Here is a 12362-nt window from a genome sequence, read left to right as displayed (position 1 = left end):
AGAGAGGTGCTGATTGATGCTCCGTAAACGCCGGACGAGCATCACGTCTCATCGGCTACGGCGGCAAAGAAGTCAACTTGGTAATCGCTTGATCGTTTGAATTCTTTTACCAGCAATCGATTTGTCTCTCCGCTGTTATCGTCGCGATACTCCAAGTACCAGTTGTTATTGGAGCTTATCAGTCTTAAGTAGGGATACGGCGCAACAAGTTGAAAGTGATTGTCCTTCTTTTGAAAATGCGCAATGAACAACCGGGCTTCTCCCCAATATCCGTTCAATGTAATCGACTGGGGTATGCGCGATGCCTTTGTAAGGTTTTTTGGAATTTCGATATATTCTTGATACAGACGATCAAGGAAAGTTTGAGCCGTTAAATTGTATTCCAAGCCTGCAAGGAAATCGTTTGACTTGGTTTTCAAAGTTAATTGCAGTTCTTTGGTTGGCTTGCTGTATGTTACCTCAAGATCATTCAAATCCAATGATTCTGAAGAAGTGAAGTATTCTCGACTGATATAGGATTCTATTAATTTTTTATCCGGCATTACATAGCGGGGCTTCAAATCTTCCCGAATCTCAGCATATATAACTACGGCGACGGGAATCAGAAAAACCATGGCGAGAACTCTCCTGAAAGACAGCCACCTTTTGCTCGTTGAAAACAAGTAGATGGCGTACCCAAAGGATGCAGCTATGAAAACATAGTAGAAAATCGCTGCTATGGGGAATGCAATGAAGATCATAAGGGGTACGAACCGGATGATAATCCATAGTAAAAGAAGAAACGCCATGATGGAGTAAGCCAATTTGAAATCCCCTATTGGTTCATGATCAATCCTTTTAACAGTTACTATATCGACGGATTTTTGTATTTCGTTACGTTTATTACCATATCGCTAACCGACCGCTCCGGCTCGAACCCCAAAAAGGCCGTGTCTCCCGCGAAAGTTTCCCGCAGGGAACACAGCCTTTTGACGTCGTTAAACTACGAAGCGGGATAAGGACGTCCGCAGCTCGCCGGAGACGGACTCCAGCCGATCGGCCAGCCGAACGAGGTTATCGCTGACGGAGAGCTGCTCGTTGCTCAGGGAAGCGACCTGCTCGGAAGTGGCGGAGGCCTGCTGGGCGACGGAGCTGACAGTATCCATGGCTGAGGCCAGCGCGAACTGCGCTTCTCCGAGGCGGTCGACGGAGTCGGAGGCGCTGCCGATGCGGATGACGAAGCCGCTCATCCGCTCCCGGACGTCCCGGAACATCCGGTCCGCGTCGCGTACCGCCGCGGTCTGTTCTCGGAACAGGGGATTCACTTCCCGGAGAGCGCTGACGGTCTCGCCGATCTCTCGCCGGATCGAATCCGTGATCGTCCGGACATCCGCGATGGCCAGCTTCGACTTGTCGGCCAGCGACCGGATCTCGTCGGCGACGACCATGAAGCCTTTGCCTCCCGCCCCGGCACGGGCCGCCTCGATGGCGGCGTTGAGCGACAGGATGTTCGTCTTGGCGGCCACGTCCCCGAGCAGATCGAGGATGCGGCGGATCGCCGCGGCGCTTTCCTGCAACGCGTCGATCTTGGAGACCAGTTGGCGGATGCTCTCTTCCGTCCGTTCGGTCGTACCGATCAGACCGGTCATGGAAGCGGAGCCTTGTTCTCCGGCCGCTTCGACTTCCGATACGGCGAGTCCCATCGCCTCGTTGTCTCCGACGACCGAGCGGACCCGCGCGCCGATATTCTCGGTCATCTCGCTGCCGCGCTCCGATTCGGCAGCCAGGTGGACCGCGCCGGACGCAATCTCCTGCGTCGCTGCGGCGATCTCCCGCGCCGCTTGGGCCGTGCGGCGCGAGGCGTCGGCGAGCGAGGAGGCGGTCTGCAGCACCTCGTCCGCGGAGCCGTTCGTCTGCCGGACGAGCTCGGCCATCTGCTCCATCATGCGGTCGAAGCTGCCGGCGACTTCGCCGATCTCGTCCTTGCGGCGCAGTGCGGAGCGGACGTTCAGCCGCCCCTTTTCCCCGTCGTTCATCAGCAGGCGCAGTCGTTGCAGCGGCCGGGAGACCGACGCGAAAATGTAAAAGCCGATTCCCGCGGCGACCGCCACGGAGACGAGCGACAGGAGGACCGTCAGATTCCGGATGCGCTCCGAGGCGCCATGCAGCACGGACACGGGAATATTGCCGATGAGCTGCCAGCCGGGTTCGGCCAGTCCCGCGCCGACGGTCAGCGTTGCCCGCCCGTTCTGGTCACCGGTCGCATAGCCTCCGGAAGGCGGACGATCGAACGGGTACGGGGAAGCAAGCTCGCCGGCAACTGGGGAATAGACGATCCGGCCGTCGTCCGCGACGATGTATGCCGCGCTTCCCTCGCCCAAATCAATCGTGCCCAGCGCCTGTTCCAGCGCCAGCACGTCGATCTCGAAGGTGAGCCACATGTAGGGCTTGCTGGAGCTCATGTTAGAGAGCGGCCGGGCGACGACGATAGTCGGCCGGTTCTCGATCCCTGACAAACCTTTGCTCAGCGTCGGCAGCCAGATCGGATCGCCCTGCCGGGCTTCCAGCAGCGGAAGGGAGACGCTTCGGAGCCGCTGGGCCGCGGAACCGGCAACCGTTCCGATCGTCTCGCGTTTCTCGTCGGCCGGAATCAGGTAGATGCCGGACAGCAGGTTGTCGTACTGCAGCTCGGACGAGAGCAGGCTCGACAGCTGGCGCGCCGCCGAGCGGGCCTCGGGAGCGACGGCGTCGTTGGCCCGCGAGAGAAGATCCTGGAACCGGCTGTCGTTGAGCAGCTCGGTCGTTCGCCGCTCGTAACCCGCCAGAATCAGATCCAGCCGCGCGGCGGTCTGGGTTGTCGTGGCCAGGCTGGAGTCCGTCACCTTCCGCTCGATGACGGAGCGAGAGGTGTCGTAGGAGAACCAGCCCAGCGTCACGACGCAAGCAAGAATGCCGCCCGTCACGACCAGGAACAGCTTGGAGCCGACCGAGCGCAATGGGCTGTGGGCTATCCGGGCGAATCGGCTCATCGAACCGCGAGGTCCCTCGCTTCCGTCCAGTAAGTAGCAATCTCTTCCGACGTCAGCACTTTGCCGAACACGTTCGCGAAGTTATCCAGCGTCGCCTGATGGGCGGCCGGATTCGATCCGGCGACGGCGTCGGACACCATCGTCACGTTGTAATCCAGCATGAAGCCGTCGCGGGCGGTCGATTCGACGCACACGTTGGTCAGAACGCCGGTGAGCACGATCGACTTGCGTCCCATCGAACGCAGGATGAGGTCCAGGTTCGTGCCGATAAACGCGCTGAACCGGTGCTTCTCCACGAGCACGTCGCCTTCCTGAGGGACAAGCTTGTAGAACTCCGTCCCCCACGTTCCTTTCTCGATGATCGACATTTCCGTTCCGAACTTGTTTTTCCACGCCTCCGACTTCGTACTTTCCTCCAATGTCATGTAAACAAAGATGACGGGGACGCCGGACGAGCGGGCGGACGAGATCAACGTTTCGATCTTGGGCACGCACGCCTGAAAAGCGGGGATGTCGGCCATGCCGCCCTTCGCGGAAGCGCCGTCCTCATGGCAAAAATCGTTCTGCATATCGATAATGACAAGTGCCGTTTCCTCTGCATTTAGCCAAGTATTCATTCGAATTCCTCCCGAAAATTTAAATTTTTTACGAAGATTGTGTTCAGAAAACATGGATTCCAGCATCTGAAGACTACTCACCCGAGCATTTGTGTAATAAAATATGACATATACCGAGGAGGCGGATGACCATGGATATGGAAGGCTTGCACTCCTTCATTGCGGTAGCCCGCGAGAGGAGCATCTCCAAGGCGGCCCAATCGCTGCATGTCACCCAACCGACGCTCAGCGCGAGGCTTCGCAAGCTGGAAGACAGCTTGGGCGTCGCCCTGGTGGAGCGGGGCTGGGAAGGCGTTCGTCTCACGAAGCAGGGGCGTTTCTTCCTCACCTACTCCGTGCAGTTGTTCCAAGAGCTCGAAGAGGCGGCGGCTCTGCTTCGCAAGCGGGCGGCACGCGAGCTGGATCAGCCGATCGAAGCGGCGACGAAGGATACCCGCCTGCGGATCGGCGTCGAATCGTTCCTGTACCCGGCTTTTATGAATCCGGTCATTCAGGCGATTCAGCGGGTCGATCCCGAAGCCGAATGCAACTTCGTCAGCAAATCCTCCAATCTGCTGATGAACATGCTGGAGAGTGACGGCCTCGATCTGTGCGTCAGCTACATTTACCATCCGAAACCGAATTTGCAGTCGGTCAAGGTCCTGGACGACGAAGCGGTGCTGATGTATCCGTTCCAAGACTATCCGGACATTCAAGACGATCTCGGCAACGTCGGCTTGCTTTTCGATAAACCGTTCGTCCTGTTCGAAAACTCTCCGCTCCTGCTGTATCGCGACGTGACCGAGAAGGTGTTTCTGTATTTGTTCGGCCGCATCCCGGAACGGTTCCACATCGTCGACAACGTCTCCGTTACGATCGACATCGTCTCCAGCGGCTTCGGCTACACCTTCATGCCCGGCTCCAGCATCGCCCACCTGGCGGGCAGGCCGCTTCCGTTCCGCCGGGTGACGATTCCGGCGCCGTTCAGGGTCTCCCCCGTCTATATCAGCTACTCGGAAGCTTTGTCGGCCCGCCATCCGATCGCGGCGCTGATCGAGAGCATCCGCAGCCGATTGTCCGATCGGATCGAGGGGCGATTCTCCTAAGGGGCCTTGAAGGTTCTGGTTGCGAATGCATACAAGATGTCAAAAAGCGAATGGAGGTCATGGCCATGGATACGGTCGGCGTGCACTCTTTTATCGTGGTCACCCGGGAACGAAGCATCTCCCGCGCGGCTCAGGCGCTTCACGTTACCCAGCCCACGCTCAGCGCCCGGCTGCGCAAGCTGGAGGACGATCTGGGCGTCACCTTGCTTGAGCGAAGCTGGGACGGCATTCGTCTGACGACCGAGGGGCGGTTCTTTCTCTCCTACTCCCTGCAGCTGTTCCAGGAGTTGGAGGAATCCGCGACGCTGCTGCGCAAGCGGGACTCCCATGAGGCGGACGGCCCGATCGAAGCCGTCACCAATGCGCGCAGGCTGCGGATCGGCGTCGAATCGTTCCTGTATCCGGCGCTCACGCGTTCCATGATCGAAGGCGTTCAGCAGGTGGCGCCCGAAGCGGAATGCCGGTTCGTCGACAAGACGTCGGATCTCCTGCTGAACTTGATCGATTGCGACGGATTGGATCTGTGCGTCAGGTACAGAGGCGCGGAGAAGCCCCATCTGATCTCCCGAGAGCTGTTCGAGGACCGGTTCGTGCTGCTGTATCCGAAGGAAGGCTTCGAGCCGATCGGCGAAGACATGACCGGCGTAAGCCAACTGCTGGATAAGCCGTTCGTCCTCTTCGACAAAACCTCGCTGCTGGTGTTCCGCGAGATCACCCAACCGGCATTCATGCGGCTTTTCGGGACGGTGCCGGAGCGATTTCACATCGTGAACGACGTGGACGTGACGCTGGACATCGTGGCGCGGGGCTTCGGCTATACGTTCCTTCCCGTCGTCAGCATTCTGCAGCTGCTGGATGAACCGCTCCCTTTTCGCGTTGTGCTGATGGACCTGGACCTGCTGCGCCTGCCCCTCTACCTGACCTACTCGACCGCCGCCGGCGGTTCGCTCCACCCAATCGGCGATCTGGCCGATGCGGTCTACTCTCGTCTGCGAAGCCGCCTGGACACCCTCTATCCGAAGCTCGCCGCCGCATCCGCCGGGGGCTGAAGCCGGACGAAATCGCGGAATTCGGGATTCTCCAACTTGCGATTACCGGGTAACGCTTGGCATTACCATACCGGGTAACACCGGCCTCCGCCGAGAGCGCCGGCTCTCGGTTATTCCTTCGTACGATAGCGGCTCTCCTTGTAAGTCGGAGGAAGCAGCGGCTCGATATCGGTCAGATCCAATTCCTTCAGCCCGTTGAAAGCCGACATGAACCGCTCGAATACTTCCTTGTTCTTCGCGTCGGCATCGCTTGCCGCGGACGCTGCTTGCGAGGCGTTTTGGTGCTGTTCCATGGTTGATAACCCCCTGATCGAAATAATGGAATTAGAGCTCGGGATGACGCAGGTGCCACTCCGTGTTACATTCGTAGCCGTAGCCGATGCCGAGCACGGTCGCTTCGTCGAACGGACGGCCGATCAGCTGGAGATTGACCGGCATTCCTTCCGGAGAGAAGCCGCACGGCATCGACAGGCTCGGCAGCCCCGTCAGATTGGTCGGCATCGTGAACTCGGCCAGACGCAGCGTTCGGCTGAAATCTTCGGCCGTCGGCGCGGTCAGCGGCGTGGCCGGCGTCAGCAGGACGTCGACGCCGGACAGCGCGTCCAGGAAATCCTGCACGACCAGGTGGCGCGCACGCTGGGCTTGAAGATAAGTAGAGGCGGGCAGGTTCCGTCCGCTCTCGAGCATCATGCGGACGTCCGCGCCGTAGTCTTCCGGCCGGGATTCCAGCCACGGCTCGTGGTAGGCGACGAGTTCGCCCATCAGAATGGCCGACGCGGCGCTGCGGGCGTACCCGATCTTGGACAGCTCGACTTCGACGACCTCCGCCCCCAGCTCCTTGAACTTGGCGATGGCGGCTTGCACGGCGGTCAGGACGTCGGCCTCGACGTTGTCGTAGTAGTAACGCGTCGGGATGCCGATCCGAACGCCTTTCAGGCTCTCCGCATACTCCATTTTCAAGCCGGGAGCGGGCAGGTTCACGGTCGATTCGTCCTTCGGATCGAAGCCGGACATGGCGTCAAGGGAAAGGGAGGCGTCCAGGACGCTTCGGGTCAGGGGGCCGGCATGGTCAAGCGACCAGCCCATCGGCACGATGCCGTAGCGGCTGACTCTTCCGTAGGTCGGCTTCATGCCGACGACGCCGCAGCAGGCGGCCGGGATGCGGATGGAACCGCCCGTGTCGGATCCGGTTCCCATATAGGCGATGCCGGACGCAACCGCCGCTCCCGTTCCGCCGCTCGAGCCTCCGGGAACGCGCTCCAGGTTCCAAGGATTGCGGCAAGGGCCGAAGTGGACGCTGTTCGTGGTCGTGCCCGAAGCGAATTCATGCGTCTGCACTTTGCCCAGCAGCACCGTTCCGGCTTCCGCCAGTTTGGCGACGGCCGTGGAGTCGTAATCCGGCACGAAGTCTTTCAGAATCTTCGAGCTGGCCGTCGTGCGAATTCCTTTGGTGTAGTACAAGTCCTTGTGCACGATCGGGATCCCGTGAAGGGGGCCCTTGTAGTTTCCCTTCATCAATTCCTGCTCGGCCTGCTTCGCCTGCTCCATCGCGAGCTCGGCGGTAACGGTGACGAACGCGTTCAGCGACGGGTTGACTTGCTCGATTCGCGCGACCGCCTGTTCGGCGAGCTCGACGGGCGAGATCTCGCGGCTGCGGATTCGACCGGACAGCTCGTGGATGGTGGCGTAGGTCAGTTCGGGATGCATGGTTTTCATAAGACGTCGGCCTCCTCGATAGATTGGATTTCAGAATCTTGAAGGGCTGACGGGCGGACGACTGCATGTGAGCTTTGGCCGCCCGCAGCCAATCAAGACTCTTTGTGTGAAGAAATATAACATAAAATCCTCGATTTGCACCCATGGGAAGGGTATAGAATGTTTCAATATCCTCCATTCGCAAAGTTTATGTTAGTATTGGTGACACAAAAGGTTTGACAACGTGGAAGGAGGGAGCGGGGATGACAGAACTGTTGAAAATCGACAACCTGGTCACGGAGTTCTCCATTCAGAAGAAGAGGGTTTCGGCCGTCAGAGGCGTATCGCTTCAGGTACGTAAAGGAAAAACGCTGGTCATCCTGGGGGAATCGGGTTCCGGGAAGAGCGTGATGCTCCGATCGATCTTAAACCTGAAGCCGGCCGGAGCGCGAATTTCGGGCTCGATCAAGCTGGGGGAAGAGGAGCTGCTGACCAAATCTCCCAAGGAGATGGAAGGTATTCGGGGCAACCGCATCGCGATGATTTTCCAGGACGCGCTGTCCGCGTTGGATCCGCTGTACCGGGTCGGGGAGCAAATCGTGGAGACGATCGCCGCGCACCGGAAGATCGGCAAGGCCGAAGCGAAGAGCCAAGTGGCCGAGCTGCTGGGCAAGGTCGGCATTCCTTCGCCGGAAGAAAGGATGCGGGCCTTCCCGCACGAGATGAGCGGCGGCATGAGGCAGCGCGCCGTTATCGCGATGGCGCTTGCCTGCAAGCCCGACTTGCTCCTGGCGGATGAGCCGACGACTGCGCTCGACGTGACGATCCAAGCGCAGATTCTCCGATTGTTCAAGGAGATCCAGGCCGAATACGGCATGTCGATCGTCCTGGTCACGCACGACATCGGCGTCGCCGCCGAGATGGCGGACGATATCGCCGTCATGTACGCCGGCAAGATCGTCGAGTACGGCCGCGCCCGCCAGATTCTGTCCGCGCCGGCGCATCCGTACACCGTCGGGCTAATTGAAGCGACGCCGAAGCGGGGCCAGAAGGGCAAGCTCTCCGCGATCCCGGGGCAGCCGCCGCTCATTACCGCGATGCCCGAAGGCTGCTCGTTCGCGGATCGCTGCCCGATGGCCCGCAGCTCGTGCCGCGAAGTTACGCCGGCTTTCACTCATTACGGGGAGGCCCATATCGCCGCTTGCTATCTGTTGGAAGAGGAGCAACCCGTCGCTCAGTAATCGTCGCCAGCGCAACGGTAAGCAGTCAGAACAAAATAAGTCAGAAAAATCAGATAAATAAAGAGCCGTTGCGCTCTCTTTGGAGGGGTTAACATGAAACGCATGCTCGAACTCGCGAATGTCAAACGATGGACCGCCTTTTTGCTGATCGCCGCGCTGCTCGTCTTGTCCGCCTGCGGAGACGGAGGCGGGGGCGGGAACGCGGCGGCCGGAGGCTCCGCGTCCGCGGGGTCGTCCTCCGGATCGTCGGGGAAGAATCAAACCTTGATCATCGGCATGACGGCCGCCAACATTCCGGTGCCCGACACGTACCCGACCGAAGGGTACGAAGGCTTCCGGTTCGTCGGCTTCCAGCTTTATGACGGCCTGGTCGACTGGGATTTGACCAAGTCCGATCAGCCGGCCTCGATCAAGCCCGGATTGGCCGAGTCCTGGGAGACGTCGGCGACCGATCCGACGCTCTGGACGTTCCATCTGCGCAAGAACGTGACGTTCCATGACGGCACTCCGTTCAACGCCGACGCGGTCATTTTCGGCCTCGACCGGATCATGAATCCCAAATCGGAAAATTACGACGCCCAGCTTGCGGGCAACAGCGGGTCGGGACTTCGCTACGTCGACTCTTACAGCAAAGTGGACGATTACACGATCACGATCAAGACCAAAGGGGCTTACAGCTTCCTGTTGTACGACCTGACCAACATTCTGTTCGGCAGCCCGGACGCGATCAAGAAGAGCGGCAAGGATTACGCCAACCATCCGGTCGGCACCGGCCCGTTCAAGTTCGTCAGCATGAAGCAAGGCCAGGAGATGGTGTTGGAGAAGAACGAGAACTATTGGGGCGGCGCGCCCAAGCTGGATAAGCTTGTCCTGCGGCCGATCAGCGATCCGTCCGCCCGGCTCGCGGCCCTGCAATCGGGAGAGATCGACTGGGCGGAGGTGCCGCCGACGGAATCGATCGAACAGCTCAAAAGCGCGGGCTTCCAGATCATGACGAATCCGTACCCGCATATTTGGCCGTACGTGTTGAATCTCCAGGACGGACCTTGGAAGGACGTTCGGGTGCGCCAGGCCGCCAACTATGCGATCGACCGCGAAGGAATGAGCACCGCGCTGCTGAGCGGAGCGGCGACGCCGGCGACCCAGCCGATGTACAAAGGCCACGCCTGGTACAGCGACGACGCGGAGCCGTACACGTACGATCCGGAAAAGGCAAAGCAGCTGCTCGCGGAAGCGGGTTATCCGAACGGCTTCAAGACGACGTTCCTCGTGCCGACGAGCGGCTCGGGCAATATGTGGCCGCTGCAAATGAACGAATACGTCCAGAAAAACCTGAAGGCCGTCGGCATCGACGTGAAGATCGAGTCGATCGAATGGCAGACGCTGCTCACCTCCTACATTCAAGGCTTTCCGAAAGACAAGGAAGTGGGCGCGTACAACATCTCGCTGCCGACCATCTCGCCTTCGTTCTACTCCCAGTTCTTCGCGACGTCGGCGATCTTCCCGAACGGCATCAACATCGGAGGCTACTCCAATCCGCAGTACGACGACCTGATAAACAAAGCGATGGCCGAGTTCGATACCGCCAAGCAGAGCGAATATTTGAAGCAGGCGTCCAAGATTCTGGCCGACGACGCGCCGTGGATCTTCGTGGTTCACGACCTCAACCTGCGGGCGCTGTCGCCGAAGGTGAAGGGCTTCGTGCAGCCGCAATCCTGGTTCGCGGACTTGACTACCGTCTCCATTCAATAAATCAAGGAGGGATCGCGCATGGCATCGTTCGTCCTCAAACGTCTCGCCCTCATGATTCCGACGCTGCTCGGCGTATCCATCATCGTGTTCCTGATGCTCAAGATCGTCCCGGGGGATCCGGTCAACTCGATCGTCCCCCCGGACGCTTCCGAAGCGGAACGGGCGGCGGTGCGCGCCCAACTCGGCCTCGACAAGCCGATGATCGCCCAGTACGGCATCTGGCTGGGCCGGGTCGTCCAAGGCAACTTGGGCGACTCGGTCACCCGCCGCCTGCCGGTGACGGAGATGCTGCTCCCGGCGCTGAAGAACACCGTCATCCTGACCGCGGCCGCCGCCGTCACCGCCTTTATCATCGCGCTCGTCGTCGGCGTCTACAGCGCCTATTATCCGAACTCGCGAATCGCGGCGCTGTTCAACGGGCTTAGCCTCGCCAGCATCGGGCTGCCGAACTTCTGGGCGGCGCTGATCCTGATCGGCATTTTCTCGGTGACCCTGGGCTGGCTTCCTTCGTCGGGCATGAACACGGCGGGAAGCTCGGGAACGGGAGACCTGATCAAGCACCTGGTGCTGCCGACCGCCGCCACCGCGCTGTCCAGCGTCGGCATCATGACCCGAATGGTGCGGAGCACCGTGTCCGGCATCCTCAAGCAGGACTTTATCTTCGCGCTCCAGGCGAAGGGAGTCCGGCGGTGGACGATACTCCGCCACGTGCTGCGCAACGGCATGCCGACCATCCTGAACGTGACCGGGCTGCAATTCGGCGCGCTGCTCGCCAGCTCCGTTCTCGTCGAGACCGTCTTCTCCTGGCCCGGCATCGGGCAGGTCATCTATCAGGCGATCGGTCAGCGGGATTTCCCCGTCGTGCAGGCCGGGGTGCTCGTCATCGCCATCGCGTTCGTCCTGCTCAACCTGATCGTCGACGCGGTGCATGCGGCCATGGACCCGCGGGTCCGTCATGCGTAATACCGCTTCGCAGAATCCCCTCATCTCAGGAAGGAGAGAATCCCTATGGCGATAAACGCCCCAACGGCCGGAGGAACGGCCGCGCTGGCCACCGCCGGCCGGGAACCCTCCCGCGCGGCGCAAATCTGGAAGTCGTTCTCCCGGCGCAAAGTGGCGCTGGCCGCGCTCGTAGTACTGCTGCTCATCGTCCTCGCCTGCTTGCTCGCTCCCTGGGTCGCCCCGTACGGGCCGAATGACGGCGCCGTCACCGACCGGCTGAAGGAGGTCGGCAGCGCCGGGCACGTGCTCGGCACCGACGAGCAGGGCCGCGACATTCTGTCGCGCATTCTCTACGGCGGCCGGCTCAGCCTGCTGTCCGGCGTGCTGCCGGTGCTCCTCGCCAGCGTCATCGGCGGCGGGCTCGGCGTCGCCGCCGGCTACTTCGGCGGCTGGACGAACACGATCATCATGCGGGCGCTCGACATCGTCTTCTCGTTCCCGGCCATTCTGCTCGCCATCGGCATCTCCGCGGCGCTCGGCCCGGGCATCAGCAACATCATCATCTCCGCGACGGTCGTCTTCATCCCGCCCATCGCCCGGATCGCCGAGAGCGCGGCCAAGGAAGTACGGAAGGAAGAGTTCATCGAAGCGGCCAAAACAAGCGGAGCCGGAGCCGGCTTGATCGTTCGGTCCCACGTGCTTCGCAACATTTTCGGCAAAATCTTCGTGTTCAGCACGTCGCAGATCGGGGTCTGCCTGATGGTCGCTTCCGGGCTCAGCTTCCTCGGCCTCGGGGTGTCGCCGCCGACGCCGGAATGGGGCTTCATGCTGAATAACCTGAAGCAGCTTATCTTCGTCAACCCGGTCGTCACGATCGTGCCCGGCATCTTCATCTTCCTGACGTCGCTCTCGCTCAACCTCGTCTCCGACGCGCTCAGCGACGCGCTCGAACTTAAACGATAGGGGGCCCAGC

General features: G+C 60.4%; 11 protein-coding genes. 6 read left to right on the top strand and 5 right to left on the bottom strand.

Annotated features, from left to right (window positions below):
* Nucleotides 1-41: 41 nt before the first annotated feature.
* From H7C18_RS31305 to H7C18_RS31295, 3 genes are all read right to left on the bottom strand, one after another.
* A complete protein-coding gene (locus H7C18_RS31305) occupies nucleotides 42-614 on the bottom strand; it encodes a hypothetical protein (protein WP_185133060.1) in 573 nt (190 codons plus the stop codon).
* A gap of 363 nt (nucleotides 615-977) precedes the next feature.
* Nucleotides 978-3008, bottom strand: coding sequence for a methyl-accepting chemotaxis protein (locus tag H7C18_RS31300; protein ID WP_185133059.1), 2031 nt, complete (start codon nucleotides 3006-3008; stop codon nucleotides 978-980).
* The gene (locus H7C18_RS31295; protein WP_185133058.1) at nucleotides 3005-3625 is read right to left on the bottom strand and encodes a cysteine hydrolase family protein; all 621 of its coding nucleotides are present in this window, start codon (nucleotides 3623-3625) and stop codon (nucleotides 3005-3007) included. Before H7C18_RS31295 ends, H7C18_RS31300 begins: the two co-directional genes overlap by 4 nt.
* Before the next feature lie 131 nt (nucleotides 3626-3756).
* On the opposite strand from H7C18_RS31295, the gene H7C18_RS31290 reads away from it, so the two are divergent.
* On the top strand, nucleotides 3757-4710 hold the full coding sequence (locus H7C18_RS31290; RefSeq protein ID WP_185133057.1) for a LysR family transcriptional regulator: 954 nt from the start codon (nucleotides 3757-3759) through the stop codon (nucleotides 4708-4710).
* A gap of 65 nt (nucleotides 4711-4775) precedes the next feature.
* Nucleotides 4776-5759 (top strand): LysR family transcriptional regulator, encoded by a 984-nt coding sequence (locus tag H7C18_RS31285; RefSeq protein WP_185133056.1) that lies wholly within the window; start codon nucleotides 4776-4778, stop codon nucleotides 5757-5759.
* A 110-nt stretch (nucleotides 5760-5869) separates the two neighbouring features.
* On the opposite strand, the gene H7C18_RS31280 is transcribed toward H7C18_RS31285, so the two are convergent.
* Nucleotides 5870-6052: a hypothetical protein gene (locus tag H7C18_RS31280; RefSeq protein ID WP_185133055.1), complete on the bottom strand. Its 183-nt coding sequence runs from the start codon at nucleotides 6050-6052 to the stop codon at nucleotides 5870-5872.
* 31 nt (nucleotides 6053-6083) lie between these two features.
* Nucleotides 6084-7475, bottom strand: coding sequence for an amidase (locus tag H7C18_RS31275; RefSeq protein WP_185133054.1), 1392 nt, complete (start codon nucleotides 7473-7475; stop codon nucleotides 6084-6086).
* A 242-nt stretch (nucleotides 7476-7717) separates the two neighbouring features.
* On the opposite strand from H7C18_RS31275, the gene H7C18_RS31270 reads away from it, so the two are divergent.
* The 4 genes from H7C18_RS31270 (at nucleotide 7718) to H7C18_RS31255 (ending at nucleotide 12352) form a co-directional block, all read left to right on the top strand.
* Complete coding sequence (locus H7C18_RS31270) at nucleotides 7718-8695, top strand: ABC transporter ATP-binding protein (RefSeq protein WP_185133053.1); 978 nt, start codon at nucleotides 7718-7720, stop codon at nucleotides 8693-8695.
* Nucleotides 8696-8788: 93 nt separating this feature from the next.
* Entirely contained in the window at nucleotides 8789-10447 is a 1659-nt protein-coding gene (locus H7C18_RS31265; RefSeq protein WP_202887688.1) for an ABC transporter substrate-binding protein, read from the top strand.
* A gap of 18 nt (nucleotides 10448-10465) precedes the next feature.
* Nucleotides 10466-11410, top strand: a complete 945-nt coding sequence (locus H7C18_RS31260) for an ABC transporter permease (protein ID WP_185133052.1) — start codon at nucleotides 10466-10468, stop codon at nucleotides 11408-11410.
* Nucleotides 11411-11455: 45 nt separating this feature from the next.
* A complete protein-coding gene (locus H7C18_RS31255; protein ID WP_185133051.1) occupies nucleotides 11456-12352 on the top strand; it encodes an ABC transporter permease in 897 nt (298 codons plus the stop codon).
* The last annotated feature ends 10 nt before the right edge of the window (nucleotides 12353-12362 follow it).

This window comes from Cohnella zeiphila (assembly GCF_014212055.1).
Classification (GTDB): Bacteria; Bacillota; Bacilli; order Paenibacillales; family Paenibacillaceae; genus Cohnella; species Cohnella zeiphila.
The sequence above is the reverse complement of the archived record's forward strand: the minus strand, read 5'-3'. Positions and strand labels throughout refer to the sequence as shown.

Excerpts from the sequence above, each read along its gene's own strand:
- H7C18_RS31290 (WP_185133057.1), top strand. The coding sequence starts at position 3,757 with ATGGATATGGAAGGCTTGCACTCCTTCATTGCGGTAGCCCGCGAGAGG.
- H7C18_RS31280 (WP_185133055.1), bottom strand. The coding sequence starts at position 6,052 with ATGGAACAGCACCAAAACGCCTCGCAAGCAGCGTCCGCGGCAAGCGAT.
- H7C18_RS31295 (WP_185133058.1), bottom strand. The coding sequence starts at position 3,625 with ATGAATACTTGGCTAAATGCAGAGGAAACGGCACTTGTCATTATCGAT.
- H7C18_RS31300 (WP_185133059.1), bottom strand. The coding sequence starts at position 3,008 with ATGAGCCGATTCGCCCGGATAGCCCACAGCCCATTGCGCTCGGTCGGC.
- H7C18_RS31285 (WP_185133056.1), top strand. The coding sequence starts at position 4,776 with ATGGATACGGTCGGCGTGCACTCTTTTATCGTGGTCACCCGGGAACGA.
- H7C18_RS31265 (WP_202887688.1), top strand. The coding sequence starts at position 8,789 with ATGAAACGCATGCTCGAACTCGCGAATGTCAAACGATGGACCGCCTTT.
- H7C18_RS31305 (WP_185133060.1), bottom strand. The coding sequence starts at position 614 with ATGGTTTTTCTGATTCCCGTCGCCGTAGTTATATATGCTGAGATTCGG.
- H7C18_RS31275 (WP_185133054.1), bottom strand. The coding sequence starts at position 7,475 with ATGAAAACCATGCATCCCGAACTGACCTACGCCACCATCCACGAGCTG.
- H7C18_RS31270 (WP_185133053.1), top strand. The coding sequence starts at position 7,718 with ATGACAGAACTGTTGAAAATCGACAACCTGGTCACGGAGTTCTCCATT.
- H7C18_RS31260 (WP_185133052.1), top strand. The coding sequence starts at position 10,466 with ATGGCATCGTTCGTCCTCAAACGTCTCGCCCTCATGATTCCGACGCTG.
- H7C18_RS31255 (WP_185133051.1), top strand. The coding sequence starts at position 11,456 with ATGGCGATAAACGCCCCAACGGCCGGAGGAACGGCCGCGCTGGCCACC.